Consider the following 16,374-nt stretch of genomic DNA (forward strand, 5'->3'; position numbering starts at 1 on the left):
TATTCGTTCAAACTAGTTCATATACCCATTCACTAATTCATAACATCTTTCTTTTGTCATGTTGTATTTCTCTTCTGAAGCTTCTATACGTCTCATCGTTCCGTTATTTGTATCAGTACCAATTGCTTTAACCTTACTTTCCTTTTCTTTAACCCACGCAATTTGTTTCGTTTTTAATGACTGGAATGCATCAGGGGACATCGTATTTTTTAATGTACTGTAAATTTCATTTAGCTTATTATCCCACAGTTCATAATTTCCTTCTATTTCATTTACTATGTCATTTGTTGATATAGCATTTATATGTTTTTCTTGGTTTTCTAGAGCTGCTAACTCATTTAAAACCTTAGTTTTACCTACCGCTAACGAAGTTTCTTTTTTTGAACTAGTATACGTACTAGAATCATTCCCCTTAACTGTTTCTTGCTCTTGAATAAAATCCTTTTTCGTTACCTTTTCTTGCTCTTCATCATCTACATCGTGAGTAATAACCGAGTTTTTGGCGTCAACAGCAACTACTCCGTTACTTTCTTTAAAAATATATTTTTTATTTCCACTATTCTCTTCTCTAACAAAAGAGACATTCTTGAAACCCTGTACTCTAAGAAGTTCTTTAGCTTCTTCTTTAGTTAAATTTAAATCTACTGGCGTATTTGATGACCATTTATCCATTAACCAATTTCCATCGGTATACACTAAAACAAATTCCCACATCTCCGCTTCATTCCCCATATCATTTGCAAGAGTAAGCGTCTCAACCTTTAAAACATCATTTTTCTGTGAATAAGTTATCCTCACGTCCGGCTCAATATGAATCGGAAATGGTAACATATCAGTTTCTCTTGATCTATTAAATGTATCAAGCAATCCTGGAAGCTCCTTCTCCACAAACTTATCTGAAACTAACCCCTTAACGCCTTTTTTAGCTGTTCCTAAATCTCCAGGATTATTTCGGCTCCATCCATTTTCTTTTTCCATCTCATTAAATGCATTTGCTATTGCATCTACATTCTTTCTTACAATCTTTTTCGCTTCTTTTTCTGTCACTTCTGGCGCTTCATTAAGCTGTTCAATCGTTTCATTTACTTGAACTTTGTTTTCACTTTTTTCACAACCTGTTACAACTAACATACTAGCCACCAAGCAAAATGACATTACTTTACTTAATTTCTTCATGTATTCACAACCCTTATTCCTTCATATTCGTTACGTTTCCCTATCTTCGAGAGAAATCCAACAATTACCTATTATATCAATAACAATTATTTATTTATATATTAAATTTTACATCAGAACAAAACAAAGAACATACTTTCAAAATATATATACTAAAAAACCTCTTATCCTTTTCTTCCATATTGTCAAAAAAATTGACAGTGCTCTTTCGAATTTGTATAAATTTTTTGACAAATTGTAAAGAAAGTGAAATTGTGGTCGATATTTTTCTCATTCTCCCACTGACAATTGAAATAATCTGTATTTCACGAGCAGCCCACCACCCACAAATAGCGGGCTAAATTTCCTACCTAAAAGATATGCAATTTCTGCTAACTTCTCTCGAAAAATATTTTTGTGGCACGCTATTTGCTTTATTCAATACTGTGAATAGGGGGAATTAACATGACTTTAAAAATTAATAAAATCCAAAATCAACTACAAAACTATGAAATTGACGGATTACTAATTACAAAAAAAGAAAATCGCCAATATGCAACAGGCTTTACAGGTAGTGCGGGCGTCGTCTTAATCTCTGCGGATAAAGCTGTTTTTATCACTGATTTTCGCTATGTAGATCAAGCGAAATCACAAATAAAAGATGCTGAAATTATTATGCATACAGGAAATTTAGAAAAAGAAATTGCACATCAAGTATCGAAATTAAACATTCAAAAACTTGGAATTGAAGAAAACAACATGACATTGCAACAATATAAAAACTTACAAAAATACGTACATGCGGAAATGGTTCAAGTGTGCGAAATCATTGAAAATATTCGTATTATTAAAGACACGCCTGAAATAGAAACAATGAAAATCGCAGCTAATATTGCTGATGAAGCATTTCACCACATCCTTACGTTTCTAAAACCAGGAATAAGTGAAAATGATGTACGAGATGAGTTAGAATTTTTCATGCGGAAAAAAGGAGCTACATCCTCTTCCTTCCAAATTATTGTAGCTTCTGGCGTCCGTTCTTCACTTCCTCATGGAGTTGCATCAAATAAAATAATCGAACGAGGTGACATCGTTACATTAGATTTCGGCGCACTTTACGACGGATATTGTTCCGATATTACACGTACTGTAGCAATTGGGGAACCATCAGAAGAATTCAAAAAGATATACAATGTTGTACGAGAAGCGTTAAAACGTGGGACGGAAGCAATTAAACCTGGGGAAACTGCGAAAAGTATCGATGATATAACGAGAGATTACATTACTGAACATGGATACGGCCAATATTTTGGACACTCTACTGGTCATGGTCTTGGGTTAGAAATTCATGAACCTCTCCGCTTATCCCAAGAAAGTAAAGCTACTTTAGAAGAAGGTATGGTTGTTACAGTGGAACCAGGCATTTATATACCAGACTGGGGCGGTTGCAGAATTGAAGATGATATTGTCATCACAAAAGACGGATATGAAGTTATTACAAAATCAAATCGGGAACTAATTATTATTCCTTGTTAAAATCATGGGCTTTTTAAAAGGAGTTTTTCGCTGCACATAGAATTCTTTCTCTGGAGTCATCGTTAAAGAGGGGGAATTTAAATTGAACTTTGTAATTGATAAAATAGATGGTTTACAGCTTGAATTTTCCAAACTTGTTTCCATGATGAATTACGCTCGCTATACAACAATGCAAGCGGTGGAAGGTTTAACAATTGAAGAACTTGATTATTTGTATGATGAAGAAGCAAATTCAGTCGGCATGTTATTGTACCATATGGCCGCTATTGAATTTTACTACCAGATTCATACTTTTGAAGACCGTGAACCAACGGAGGCTGAGTTAGAACGGTGGTTACCTGCTATTGAGTTAGGAGATCTTGGACGCGAGAAAATAAAAGGCAACTCTATAGAATTTTACATACGTACATTGCAAGAAGTACGTTCCAAAACGATCGAGACTTTTCAATCGTTACCTGATGAATGGTTATTTAAAACGACAGACTTTTGGTATGATAAACCAGCAAATAACTACTTTAAATGGTTTCACGTATTTGAAGATGAAATCAATCATCGCGGACAAATTCGTTTAATTAAGAAAATTCAAAAAGCTCATTCAGTAAAGTAAGAAAGTGCCACCTTATTCGGTGGCACTTTCTTCTATTCATTAGCAAATATTATTTCATTTACTTTTTTAGCAATCACTACTATCGCTATTAGAATGCAAATTAAATATAGCAATTTCGCGATAAATAACCACCCTTGAAACATTACAATTTCACCTATTATCTCATTTCCTTTCAATAACAAAAACGGAATTGTACTAATTATAATGACAAACTCAATACTGAAAACAATTTTCTTTTTTCGACTATATGCTTTCCATTCATCCCAGCGATACATGGGAGCAAAAATCAATACTCCTATACATAATATAATCGGTATCCATTCACTTTTAAGAAATTGTCCTGAAATAACTGATAATAGTAAACAAACGAGCACACCATAATAACCTATTCTCTCTCTCATTCATACTCCCCCATTCTACTTTCCCTTTAATATGTAGCTTGCTATGCTTATAACAATTTTCAGAAAAACAACTACTACAATTACAATATAAAGACCTTTTGCAGACGACATCCATTCTTGAAAAATAGACATTTTTTCCATTTGTTTCTGCCCCTCTATTAAAATAAACCCTACGAAAAATGAGCAAACAACAGTGATACCTATTATAATTCTGATACTTTTCTTACTATATTGTGTCATGTCATCCCAGCGGTATAACAGTATAAAAACAAACCCGAAAACAGGTATGATACCTATCCATTCGGTATTTGTAAATAGATTTAAAATGATTACTAGAATACAAGATATGATGAATCCCCAAAATCCAATTTTTTGCACATAACCCCTCCTTAAATTCCATTTTTAGGATTAATTGTATTGTAACATCCATTTCAAAAACTTAACATTACAGTACATGAAATTTCACTTTTTTCTTTTTCCTATACTCACATACTTTCACTGCTTTCATACAATAAACTACACGAATGCCTAAAGGATGTGAATGTTATGGGAGTTGAATTAACGCTATTACACGCTCTCTATGTTCTTTGTTTACTCACTATTATTACCTTTTTTATTCTCCGAAAAGATACGACGATCATTTGTATCGTTTTTATCTTTTTACTAGCATTAACCGCAACAAACTCTATCCCTCTTGCCGTTAGCGGCATTTTTCAAAGTTTCATTTACGCCATTACTGAACTATTACCAACTATATTAATCATCTCCATTATCGTATCCATGAGCAATTTACTCGTTCATACCGGCATAAATGATACGATGATTTCACCATTTACAAAGATGATTCGTACACCTACACTCGCCTACTGGATTATCGGTCTTTTAATGATGACAATTTCTTTCTTCTTTTGGCCTTCTCCAGCTGTCGCTTTAATGGGAGCTATTTTATTACCAGTCGCTGTACGCGTCGGTCTTCCGCCAATTGGAGTTGCAATTGCTATGAACTTATTCGGTCATGGGATTGCTTTATCCGGCGACTTCGTTATACAAGGCGCACCAAAATTAACCGCAGACGCTGCTGGTCTCCCTGTTTCCAGCGTTGTATCTGCAAGTGTTCCACTCGTTATCGTTATGGGCGTTGTTACAACTTCTGTCGCTTTTTTCTTCTTACGAAAAGAGTTTCATACAGGACTATCATTGCAAGACACCTCTTCATCAACTGAACCATCTAAAACTACCATTTTATTATCTCCTCGCATAAAGAAATGGCTCGCTATATGTATCCCTATCGTATATATCATTGACATCCTTTGCATGATTCAATATAAACTACAAGGAAGCGACGCAACTGCACTTATCGGCGGGACGACTGTTATTATGATTATCATCATTTCTCTCATCACCTACAAAGGACATGGACTAAATAAAACGACCGATTATTTTATAGAAGGGCTTCAATTTGGATTTAAAATTTTCGGACCAGTCATTCCAATTGCTGCACTTTTTTATTTAGGAGATAGCGGCTTTGTGAAAATCATCGGAGACTATTTACCGAAAGGTTCACACGGAATCATTAACGACTTAGGAATCGCTTTATCACAAACTGTTCCTTTAAACCAATATGTATCAGCTGGAACATTAACTATCGTTGGTGCCATAACAGGATTAGATGGATCTGGATTTTCCGGCATTTCACTTGCTGGTTCAATTGCCAATCTTTTCGGAACAGCGCTTGGGCATGGGACCGCTACATTAACAGCTCTCGGACAAATTGCAGCTATATGGACCGGGGGCGGGACGTTAATTCCTTGGGCGCTTATTCCTGCTGCTGCCATTTGTAAGGTGGATCCATTTGAACTTGCACGCCGAAACTTTTTACCGGTTGTGATTGGCTTAATTGTCACCACAATCGTTGCGATGTTTATTTTATAACGTAAGCAAGTGTTCTCTTGCTTACGTTTTTTTCTTGTGAAATTCATCATGAATTACTCGTTTTCAAGAGGGATTCGTTATTACTTAGCGAAATTATATTAGGAGAGTAATTATTTCAAAACGTTTACGAGAAACAGATTACTGCAATTCGAAAAGGGGACATAACTATGAATGAATTGATTTTCGTCTTATTAATTTGTCCATTACTTATCTTTATCGTTTCTGTTATTGGAACGCGCAAGACGAAAACGTATTACGTAATGCCGATTGTAACGTTTGCTAGTTTTTTAATAATAGGTGTTATCGCCTTTACTCCAAAATTTTTCTTTTGGGTTGGCATGTACAGCATCTTCTCGTTTATTGTTTCTTATATGACACTATTGTTTGTGAGAGGGTATGAAGTTGCGGAAAACGCTAAATAGTTATTAACGAGGAGTTTGTCATATGATTTTCTTTGATGTCGATGGAACTTTATTTGATTATGAGGCGGCTGAAAGAAATGGTATTATAGATTTCTTTCAAGTATATAGTACTATTTTTTCAGGTAATGAATTAGAGGCCACAAAAGTCTGGCATGAATTATCCGAAGAATATTTCAACAAATTTTTATCCAAGGAATTATCTTTTCAAGAACAACAAAGGATGCGAATGTATCATTTATTTAAAACATATGGATTAAACTTATCACCCGAGGAATCTCAGCACAGATTCAATCAATATATAGAACTTTATAAGAACAACTGGGCCGCGTTTGAAGATGTACACTATACATTACAGACCTTAAAGCAAGAAGGGCACTCATTAGGTATCATTAGTAATGGTGACTATGAACAACAAGTCGAAAAATTAACTGCCCTAAACATTTTAAAACATTTCAAATATATATTTACTTCTAGTGAACTTGGTATATCGAAACCAGATCCTGAAATTTTTCACAGAACCGTATTACAATCGAATCTTGAAATGAAAGATTGCTATTATATTGGCGATCGATTAGAGACTGATGCAATTAGTAGTACAGCAGCTGGGATGCAAGGGATATGGTTAAATCGGGATAACTCACAACTCAAGTACGATATTCCTACTATCTGTTCTTTACATGAAGTTTTAACAATAATATAAAAAACGACCGCGTTCCCCCGCGGTCGTTTTTTTCGTGTTACGCTGTGATCCAAGCTTCGTTTGCTGGATTTTTACGCCACTCTTGTAATTTTTTCGTTTCAGCTTGTCCGATCATACCTTTTTCTGCTGCTACTTCAGTTAATGCACTGTAGTCGCTTAAAGAGTATGATGCTACGTTAGCTGCTTCTAGTTTTTCTTTTCCTGCTTCTAGCTCGTATGTGAAGATTGATACGATTCCTAATACTTCACATCCAGCTTCGCGAAGTGCTTCTACACATGTAATTGCACTACCGCCAGTTGAAATTAAGTCTTCTACTACTACTACTTTTTGACCTTTTTCAGCTTTTCCTTCAATTTGGTTCCCTTTACCGTGACCTTTTGCTTTACTACGTACGTAGCACATTGGTAAATCCATACGATCGCTTACCCATGCAGCGTGCGCAATACCAGCCGTTGCTGTTCCTGCAATAACTTCTACAGTTGGGAAGTGCTCTTTAATTAACTCTCCTAATCCAGCTGCAATCGCTTGACGTACTTTTGGATAAGATAAAGTTAAACGATTATCACAATAAATTGGTGATTTCATACCTGAAGACCAAGTGAATGGATCATTCGGTTGTAAAAATACTGCTCCAATTTCTAATAAATGCGATGCGATTTCTTTTTTCATACTGATACACCTTCCCACTGTTGTTTTACTGTTTTATACGCTTCAAGCGGATTTTCCGCTTTTGTAATACTACGTCCAACTACGATGTAGCTTGAGCCAAGTTCCCTCGCACGTTTCGGTGTTGCTACGCGCACCTGGTCATTTACATCATCGCTTGCAAGACGAATCCCCGGTGTTACTGTTACAAATTCATTTCCGCATACTTCACGTAATTTCGGAACTTCAAGTGTTGAACAAACAACACCATCAAGTCCACTTTCTTTCGTTAGTTTTGCATAATGAGCAACCGCTTCTTCTAACGTTTTCTCAATGCCAATCTCTTTTTTCATCATAGCTTCCGAAGTGCTTGTTAGTTGTGTAACTGCAATACAAATCGGTCTCTCTTTTCCTTCTTGCTTACCTTCCTCTAATCCCTCAATCGCAGCTTTCATCATACTGCTTCCCCCAGCAGCATGAACATTTACCATATCAACATCTAGACTAGCTAGGCTACGCATAGCGCTTTTTACTGTATTCGGAATATCATGAAGTTTTAAATCTAGGAAGATCTTATGCCCTTTTTCTTTTAAGTACGTAATAATCGCAGGTCCTTCTTTGTAGAATAACTCCATACCAACTTTGACAAATAACTCTTCCCCTTCAAAGTGGTGTAAGAATTGTTCTACATCTTGTTTCCCTGGAAAATCTAGTGCAACGATTAACGACTGTGACATGTTTGCTTCCAGCTCCTTCCTTGACATTCCGAAATGTGATCAAATCCTAATTCATCTAGTAATGCTGGTAATTCTTCAATAATTGTCGGACATACGAATGGATCGATAAAGTTCGCTGTTCCAACTGCAACCGCGCTTGCGCCAGCATAGAAGAATTCAATTACATCTTCCGCAGTTTCAATACCACCCATTCCGATAATCGGAATGTTAACCGCTTGGCTTACTTCATGTACCATACGAATTGCTACTGGCTTAATCGCAGGACCTGATAATCCGCCTGTACGGTTTGCTAAAATTGGTTTAGCTGTTTTTAAATCTAGACGCATACCAAGCAATGTATTAATCATCGTTAAACCGTCCGCACCCGCATTTTCAATTGCTTTTGCAATCTCCACAATGTTTGCCACGTTCGGTGACAATTTCACATATACCGGTACTTCAGAAACCTCTTTTACTCGCTTCGTTAAATCAGCAGCAATTTCAGGATTCGTACCAAAAGCGATACCACCCGTTTTTACGTTTGGACAAGAAATATTTAATTCTAGCGCATGAACATTAGGTGCCTTTGAAATTTCCTTCGCAACTGCTACATAATCCTCAGCTTGTGAGCCAGCAACATTTGCAATAATCGGAAGATCAAATTGCTCGAGAAAAGGTAATTCAGAATTCATTACCTTTTCTAATCCAGGATTTTGAAGCCCGATTGCATTTAGCATTCCGCCTGGTGTTTCCGCAACACGAGGCGTTGGGTTTCCGTAACGAGGCTGTTCTGTTGTCGCTTTAATCATAATTGATCCAAGTACACTTAAATCATAGAACTGTGCATACTCACGACCAAATCCGAAGCAACCAGATGCTGGGATGATTGGATTTTTTAATGATAACCCTGGTAATTCAACTTGCAATCTGTTCATAGTACAACCTCCCCGATTGGAAATACTGGTCCGTCGCTACACACCTTCTTGTAAGAATGTCCACTCGGATCTGCTTGTAAATGGCATACACATGCGAAACATGCTCCAATGCCACAGCCCATACGCTCTTCTAATGAAATGTAGGCTTTTCTCTCTTTATAGCGTCCTTCTAATGCACGAAGCATCGCTAAAGGTCCACATGAGTATAGAATGTCAAAGTCGATTCCATAGCTATCAATTACATCTGTTACAAAGCCTTCTGTACCATGCGTACCATCAACTGTTGCAACATACGTATCACCAAGCTCTGCGAATTTCTCTTCATAGAAGACAACATCTTTCGTTTGGAAACCTAAGATGTGAATAACGCGTACTCCCTTTGCTACAAGACGCTGTGACAATTCATATAGTGGTGGTACACCAATTCCCCCTCCAACTAATAGAGCCGTTTGTCCAGCTTCCGCTTCTTCTACAGGAAAACCATGTCCAAGTGGTCCTAACACATCTACAAGTTCGCCTTGTTTTCTTTTCGCTAATGTTTTTGTTCCTTGTCCTTCCGCACGATATAGCATTGTAAATTCGTTCTTCTCTTGATCGACATTACAAATACTAATTGGGCGGCGCAGAAGGGGCGTAATGCCCTCTGCTACCTTAATGTGTACAAACTGCCCTGGATCGTTCATTTGCTGCACTAGATCCCCTTGAAGCACTAATTCGTAAATGTTTTTTGCGATTTCTTTTTGGTTAACGACGATCATATTTTGCTTTTGCATCATGCATGTACCACCTCGTGACGCTTCGTTTGCGTAATTTCTTTCATTGAATGAGCTGAGAATGTCATAGATTCTAGTACTCGTAAGATTGCTCTCGTTGTATCAAGTGATGTTAAGCAAGCCACACCATTTTCTACTGATTCACGGCGAATGCGGAAACCATCACGCGCTGGTTGTTTGCCTTTTGTTAATGTATTGATTACAAACTGTGCTTTTCCTTGACGGATAATATCAAGTAAGTTGTATTCTTCAGAATCAATTTTATTTACAACTTGCACTGGAATGTTTTGCTCTGCTAACGACTGTGCTGTTCCAGCTGTTGCTAATAAGTTATAGCCGATTTCGTGGAAACGTTTTGCAATTTCCATTGCTTCTTCTTTATCTTTATCCGCTACAGTGATGATTACTGATCCGTGCGTTGGGATGTTAATTCCTGAAGCAACTAACCCTTTGTATAATGCTTTTTCAAGTGTTAAGTCTTTACCCATTACTTCCCCTGTTGATTTCATTTCAGGTCCTAATGTTGTATCAACTGAACGTAGTTTCGCAAATGAGAATACCGGAGCTTTTACATATACTTCTTTCTCTTCTGGGTGATAACCCGTTCCATATCCTTGCTCTACTAGGTCTTGCCCTAAAATAACTTTCGTTGCAACATTCGCCATCGGTACACCTGTAATTTTACTTAAGAATGGTACTGTACGGCTCGCACGTGGATTTACTTCAATTACATACACTTCATCTTTGAATACTACAAACTGAATGTTTAGTAATCCAACAATGTTTAAACCTTTTCCAAGTGCAATTGTATGTTCAATAATTTGTTCTTTCAGTTTTGCAGATAAGCTTTGCGGTGGATATACTCCGATTGAGTCACCAGAGTGAACTCCAGCGCGTTCAATATGTTCCATAATACCTGGAATGAATACATTCTCACCGTCTGAAATTGCATCTACTTCAATTTCTTTACCAACCATGTAACGATCGATTAATACTGGGTGATCTGCGTGAACTTTAACCGCATTTTTCATGTAGTGCAGCAGTTCTTCTTGACGATATACGATTTCCATCGCGCGTCCACCTAGTACGTAAGATGGTCTTACTAATACTGGGTAACCAATTTTGTCAGCGATTGCTACTGCTTGCTCTACAGTCGTTGCTGTTTTACCAACTGGTTGCGGGATACCAAGCTGTGTTAGAGCTACTTCAAACTTATCACGATCTTCTGCACGGTCTAAATCTTCAAGTGATGTTCCTAAGATTTTCACACCGTGAGCCTCTAATTTAGCAGCTAAGTTAATTGCCGTTTGTCCACCGAATTGGACGATAACACCTTCTGGTTTTTCTAAATCGATAATGTGCATTACATCTTCGATTGTTAATGGTTCAAAGTATAATTTGTCAGAAATACTGAAGTCTGTTGAAACTGTTTCTGGATTGTTATTAACAATAATTGCCTCATATCCAGCTTCTTTAATTGCCCATACAGAGTGAACTGTTGCATAGTCAAACTCAACACCTTGACCGATACGGATTGGACCAGATCCTAGAACTACTACACTCTTACGATCTGTTCTAACCGATTCATTCTCGTCACCATATGTGCTGTAGTAGTATGGTGTTGCAGATTCAAACTCTGCAGCACAAGTATCTACCATTTTATAAACAGGAGTTATATTGCTTTCTTTACGCATGTCGTAAATTTCACGCTCTGTTTTGTTCCAAGCATTGGCGATGTAATGGTCACTGAATCCCATTTCTTTCGCTGATTGTAATACTTCCATATTTCCTACATTTGCTTTTACTTCGCGTTCCATGTTTACGATATTTTCAACTTTTTGTAAGAAGAAGAAGTCCATTTCACACCAATCGTTGATTTCTTCTTTCGTTACACCTTGACGAATTGCTTCTGCTACAATAAACAGTCGCTCATCATCAGCTTTTATAATGCGTTTTTTCATTGTCTCTTTATCAAGCTCTTTTAAATGCTCTAACTCTAAGTGATAAACACCAAGTTCTAAAGAACGAATCGCTTTTAATAATGATTGCTCTAAATTACGTCCGATTGACATAACTTCACCAGTTGCCTTCATTTGTGTACCCAGTGTTCTGTTTGCTGATTCAAACTTATCAAATGGCCAGCGCGGAATTTTTGAAACAACATAGTCTAATGCTGGTTCGAAACAAGCGTATGTTTTTTGTGTTACTGGGTTTATAATTTCATCTAATGTTAAACCGACTGCAATTTTTGCCGCTAGCTTCGCAATTGGATATCCAGTTGCTTTAGATGCTAGTGCAGATGAACGACTTACACGCGGGTTTACTTCGATTACATAGTATTGGAAGCTATGTGGATCAAGTGCAAGCTGAACGTTACATCCACCTTCAATTCCTAATGCACGAATAATTCGTAATGAAGTGTTTCGTAACATTTGATATTCACGGTCACTTAATGTTTGGCTCGGTGCTACAACGATAGAATCACCTGTATGAACCCCAACTGGATCGATATTTTCCATATTACATACTACAATCGCGTTATCATTTGAATCACGCATTACTTCATATTCAATTTCCTTACAACCAGCAATGCTCTTTTCTAATAAACATTGTGTTACCGGACTATGTTTTAATCCACCTGATACGATTTCAATTAGTTCTTCTTCATTACTACAGATTCCGCCACCTGTTCCCCCCATCGTAAATGCCGGGCGAACAATAACTGGATATCCAATTTCTTTTACAAATTCATGTGCTTCTTCTAGCGTATGAATAATAGTACTAGATGGAATTGGTTCATTTAATTCCTGCATTAAGGTACGGAATAGATCACGATCCTCCGCTTGCTCGATTGCTGATAATTTTGTTCCTAAAATTTCAACTCCGCACTCTTCAAGTATGCCTGATTTCGCAAGTTCAACAGCCATATTCAGGCCTGTTTGACCACCTAATGTTGGTAAGATTGCATCTGGACGTTCTTTACGAATGATACGGCTTACGAATTCTAGTGTTAATGGTTCTATATATACTTTATCTGCCGTTGCAGTATCTGTCATAATTGTTGCTGGGTTAGAGTTAACAAGGATTACTTTGTAACCTTCTTCTCTAAGAGATTGACAAGCTTGTGTACCAGAGTAGTCAAACTCTGCTGCTTGCCCAATTACAATTGGTCCTGATCCGATTACTAAAATTGTGTTAATGTCTAGGCGTTTTGGCATAACTCTTCCCCTTCTTTCTTGAAGTTTTCAATCATTGCTAAGAAATCTTCGAACAAATCGTTTGCATCTTCTGGTCCTGCAGAAGCTTCTGGATGGTATTGTACTGTAAATGCTGGGAACTTCGTATGACGAAGACCTTCTACTGTTCCATCATTTAAAGCAACATGTGTAATTTCAAGTTCTGTATTTTTAACTGATTCTTCTTCTACTGCGTAACCATGATTTTGAGATGTAATTGCTACTTTTCCAGTTGCAAGATGTTTTACCGGATGGTTTAAACCACGGTGACCGAATTTTAACTTACTTGTATTCGCACCAGATGCTAGAGCGAATAGTTGATGTCCTAAGCAAATTCCGAATAAAGGAACTTTACCGATAATGTCTTTTAACATTTCAATTGCTTCTGGTACATCTTTTGGATCTCCAGGTCCGTTACTTAACATAATTCCATCTGGGCTAAGACGTAAAATTTCTTCTGCTGTTGTATTGTAAGGTACTACAATTACATCACAGTCACGTTTATTTAATTCTCGTAAAATACCATGTTTCATTCCGAAGTCTACAAGTACAACTCGGTGTCCACGGCCTGGGCTTGGGTATGGATCTTTCGTTGATACGCGTTTCACGTGATCTGTAAATACTGTCGCTTTTAATTGGCTCACGATGTATTCTACATCTGCATCCATGTTACATAGACGTCCACGTAATGTACCGTATTGACGAATTTTTCTCGTTAATTTTCTTGTATCAATTCCTGCTAACCCTGGGATATTTCTTTCTTTTAAGTAATCATTTAACGAAATTTCATTACGGAAGTTTGATGGATGATCACAAATTTCGTTTACGATTAAACCATTTACAGATGGGTGAATCGATTCAAAATCGTCACGGTTGATGCCGTAGTTTCCGATTAATGGGTACGTGAATGTTACAATTTGACCGCAATATGATGGATCAGATAATGTTTCTTGATATCCAGTCATTCCTGTTGTAAATACAACCTCACCTGACTTTTCGATTTCTCCTCCGAAACCTTTTCCAATTAATACTGTTCCATCTTCTAAGATAAGTTGTCTTTTCATACTAATGCACTCTCCTTTTGCCATGCGATCTTACCACCAACGATTGTCATTACCGGCCATCCTTGGCATTTCCAACCTGCGAATGGTGTATTTTTTCCTTTTGATAAGAATGTTGTTGGGTCAATCTCTTCTTCTTGTTCTAAATCAATGATTGTAATATCAGCTGTTCTACCTTCTTTCAGGCGACCTGCTTCTAAGCCGAATGTATCAGCTGGTTTTTCTGTTAAGAATTGAATTAACTGCTCTAATGTAATAATTCCCTTTTTCACAAGGTTTGTGTATAGAAGTGGGAATGCTGTTTCAAAACCAGTAATTCCGAATGGTGCTCTTTCAATTCCTTGCGCTTTCTCTTCCGCTGTATGCGGTGCATGGTCAGTTGCGATCATATCGATTGTTCCATCTAATAAACCTTCAATTAGTGCTGCGTGATCTTCTTTCCCACGAAGCGGTGGGTTCATTTTAAAGTTAGGATCAGCTGATGGGATATCATCTTCACATAACACTAAGTGATGAGGTGTTACTTCTGCTGTTACTTTAATTCCAGCGCGTTTCGCATCTCGAATTACGCGTACAGAACCTTTCGTACTTACGTGACATACGTGATAGTGACAATCTGCCGCTTCAGCAAGCAGTATATCCCTTGCAATATGTACAGATTCACATACTGATGGGATACCGTTTAATCCGTGTTTCTCAGAAAACTTCCCTTCATGTACACAACCTTTATTAATAAGAGTATTCTCTTCACAATGTGCAACTACTGCCATATTTAATTTCGCTGCACGCTTCATAGCAGCTAACATCATGCTAGCATCTTGTACGCCTACACCGTCATCAGTGAAAGCAAATGCTCCAAGTTCTTTTAATGTTTCGAAATCTGTCATTTCAGAACCAGCTTGGCGTACTGTAATTGCTCCGTATGGTAGTACGTTGACATGCGCTTTTTCTTTAATACGATTTTGCAAGTCTTCCATATGTTCTCTGCAATCTGGTACTGGGCGTGTATTTGGCATTGCACAAATTGTAGTGAACCCACCTTTTGCCGCTGCTAGTGTACCTGTTTCAATTGTTTCTTTATGTTCACCACCTGGTTCACGAAGATGTACGTGTACATCTACTAATCCAGGTGCGATTAACTTTCCGTTCACATCGATTACTTCAGCATTATCTGCCGTAATATTTTCTGCTACCTTAGCGATTTTACCGTCTTGTACGAGAAGATCTGTTGCTACGATTTTTCCTTCTTCATTCATATAACGACCATTTTTAAACAAGTAATTCATGTTTCATTCCTCCTAATACATTTGGTAAGGCGCGTTTTAGTACAGCCATTCTTACGTAAACTCCATTTTCCATTTGTTTAAATATGCGTGAACGCTCACACTCAACAAGTTCACTTGCAATTTCAACATCACGGTTTACGGGAGCTGGATGCATAATAATGCTTCCTTCTTTCATACGCTTTTCTCTTTCCACTGTTAATCCGTGTTTCTCATGATACTCTTTCATAATGTCTGTTTCATAATGATCATGACGCTCATGTTGTACACGAAGTAACATCATTACATCCACTTCTGGAACAAGTTCATCTAATGGTTTGTATGTTCCAAACGTGCTGTCTTCATCTTTCCACTCTTCTGGACTTGCAAAGTAAATTGTTGCACCCAGTTTCGTTAATGCTTCTGCATTAGAACGTGCTACTCGGCTATGACGAACATCTCCTACTATCGCAATCTTTAATCCTTCAAATCTTCCAAACTCTTGTTTAATTGTAAGAAGATCGAGTAGGCACTGCGTTGGATGGTTTCCACATCCATCTCCAGCGTTTAAGATTGGGATATTTACCTGTTCTTTTAGTTCATCGAAGTAGCGATCTTGCTCATGGCGGACGATCACCGCTTTTGTTCCGATTGATTCTAGTGTTCTTACCGTATCGTATAAAGTTTCTCCTTTTTGTACGCTAGATGCATCCGCTGAAAAGTTTAAAACTTCAAGTCCTAATCTCTTCTCAGCAACTTCAAAGCTAAATCTCGTTCTCGTACTATTCTCAAAGAACAAGTTCGCAACAAAAGTTTGCTCTGTCGTTTTGCTCTCTTTTCCATTCGCGAAATCTTCTGCGTCTTTTAGGATTTCTGAAATTTCTACTTCCGATAATTCACTCATCGTTAACAAATGGCTCATCGTCATCCCTCATCTTTCTGATTTTTATGTTACCACTTTTGTATTTTTATAACAACTTTCGTATAAAAAT

16 protein-coding genes are annotated in these 16,374 nt (G+C 37.4%); 5 read left to right on the top strand and 11 right to left on the bottom strand.

Annotated features, from left to right (window positions below; translation table 11 throughout):
- Nucleotides 1–12: 12 nt before the first annotated feature.
- A complete protein-coding gene (locus DN392_RS23850; RefSeq protein WP_071742767.1) occupies nt 13–1,176 on the bottom strand; it encodes a lysozyme inhibitor LprI family protein in 1,164 nt (387 codons plus the stop codon).
- A 444-nt stretch (nt 1,177–1,620) separates the two neighbouring features.
- On the opposite strand from DN392_RS23850, the gene DN392_RS23855 reads away from it, so the two are divergent.
- Nucleotides 1,621–2,691, top strand: a complete 1,071-nt coding sequence (locus tag DN392_RS23855; RefSeq protein WP_000172797.1) for a M24 family metallopeptidase — start codon at nt 1,621–1,623, stop codon at nt 2,689–2,691.
- Between the two features lie 82 nt (nt 2,692–2,773).
- Nucleotides 2,774–3,298, top strand: a complete 525-nt coding sequence (locus DN392_RS23860; RefSeq protein WP_071742765.1) for a DinB family protein — start codon at nt 2,774–2,776, stop codon at nt 3,296–3,298.
- A 32-nt stretch (nt 3,299–3,330) separates the two neighbouring features.
- Here DN392_RS23860 and DN392_RS23865 read toward each other — a convergent pair whose 3' ends face one another.
- Both DN392_RS23865 and DN392_RS23870 read right to left on the bottom strand, forming a co-directional pair.
- Nucleotides 3,331–3,699: a YoqO family protein gene (locus DN392_RS23865; protein ID WP_001209170.1), complete on the bottom strand. Its 369-nt coding sequence runs from the start codon at nt 3,697–3,699 to the stop codon at nt 3,331–3,333.
- A gap of 15 nt (nt 3,700–3,714) precedes the next feature.
- Complete coding sequence (locus DN392_RS23870; RefSeq protein ID WP_001169219.1) at nt 3,715–4,077, bottom strand: YoqO family protein; 363 nt, start codon at nt 4,075–4,077, stop codon at nt 3,715–3,717.
- A gap of 168 nt (nt 4,078–4,245) precedes the next feature.
- Between DN392_RS23870 and DN392_RS23875 the strand changes: the two genes are divergently transcribed.
- From DN392_RS23875 to DN392_RS23885, 3 genes are all read left to right on the top strand, one after another.
- Entirely contained in the window at nt 4,246–5,631 is a 1,386-nt protein-coding gene (locus DN392_RS23875) for a hypothetical protein (protein WP_064056438.1), read from the top strand.
- Between the two features lie 167 nt (nt 5,632–5,798).
- The gene (locus DN392_RS23880) at nt 5,799–6,053 is read left to right on the top strand and encodes a YbeF family protein (protein ID WP_001003934.1); all 255 of its coding nucleotides are present in this window, start codon (nt 5,799–5,801) and stop codon (nt 6,051–6,053) included.
- A 22-nt stretch (nt 6,054–6,075) separates the two neighbouring features.
- On the top strand, nt 6,076–6,753 hold the full coding sequence (locus tag DN392_RS23885) for an HAD family hydrolase (RefSeq protein WP_000575809.1): 678 nt from the start codon (nt 6,076–6,078) through the stop codon (nt 6,751–6,753).
- 37 nt (nt 6,754–6,790) lie between these two features.
- On the opposite strand, the gene pyrE is transcribed toward DN392_RS23885, so the two are convergent.
- Genes pyrE through pyrB form a run of 8 tightly spaced genes read right to left on the bottom strand, consistent with a single transcriptional unit; the run spans nt 6,791 to nt 16,304 of the window.
- Nucleotides 6,791–7,423, bottom strand: a complete 633-nt coding sequence (gene pyrE, locus DN392_RS23890) for an orotate phosphoribosyltransferase (protein WP_071742760.1) — start codon at nt 7,421–7,423, stop codon at nt 6,791–6,793.
- The gene (gene pyrF, locus DN392_RS23895) at nt 7,420–8,136 is read right to left on the bottom strand and encodes an orotidine-5'-phosphate decarboxylase (RefSeq protein ID WP_000083487.1); all 717 of its coding nucleotides are present in this window, start codon (nt 8,134–8,136) and stop codon (nt 7,420–7,422) included. The genes pyrE and pyrF overlap by 4 nt, the downstream gene beginning before the upstream one ends.
- Complete coding sequence (pyrD, locus tag DN392_RS23900) at nt 8,121–9,050, bottom strand: dihydroorotate oxidase B catalytic subunit (protein WP_001081053.1); 930 nt, start codon at nt 9,048–9,050, stop codon at nt 8,121–8,123. Before pyrD ends, pyrF begins: the two co-directional genes overlap by 16 nt.
- Entirely contained in the window at nt 9,047–9,826 is a 780-nt protein-coding gene (pyrK, locus tag DN392_RS23905; RefSeq protein ID WP_000983347.1) for a dihydroorotate oxidase B electron transfer subunit, read from the bottom strand. The genes pyrD and pyrK overlap by 4 nt, the downstream gene beginning before the upstream one ends.
- Entirely contained in the window at nt 9,823–13,041 is a 3,219-nt protein-coding gene (gene carB / locus DN392_RS23910) for a carbamoyl-phosphate synthase large subunit (protein WP_149238109.1), read from the bottom strand. Before carB ends, pyrK begins: the two co-directional genes overlap by 4 nt.
- A complete protein-coding gene (locus DN392_RS23915) occupies nt 13,026–14,123 on the bottom strand; it encodes a carbamoyl phosphate synthase small subunit (RefSeq protein ID WP_000828668.1) in 1,098 nt (365 codons plus the stop codon). The genes carB and DN392_RS23915 overlap by 16 nt, the downstream gene beginning before the upstream one ends.
- A complete protein-coding gene (gene pyrC / locus DN392_RS23920) occupies nt 14,120–15,406 on the bottom strand; it encodes a dihydroorotase (RefSeq protein WP_001108374.1) in 1,287 nt (428 codons plus the stop codon). Before pyrC ends, DN392_RS23915 begins: the two co-directional genes overlap by 4 nt.
- Nucleotides 15,390–16,304 carry an aspartate carbamoyltransferase gene (gene pyrB, locus DN392_RS23925; RefSeq protein ID WP_048565657.1) on the bottom strand — a complete coding sequence of 305 codons (915 nt, stop codon included), beginning with the start codon at nt 16,302–16,304 and terminating at the stop codon, nt 15,390–15,392. The genes pyrC and pyrB overlap by 17 nt, the downstream gene beginning before the upstream one ends.
- Nucleotides 16,305–16,374 lie beyond the last annotated feature (70 nt).

Origin of the sequence: Bacillus sp. BB51/4 (assembly GCF_008368845.1) — a bacterium.
Taxonomy (GTDB): Bacteria; Bacillota; Bacilli; order Bacillales; family Bacillaceae_G; genus Bacillus_A; species Bacillus_A wiedmannii.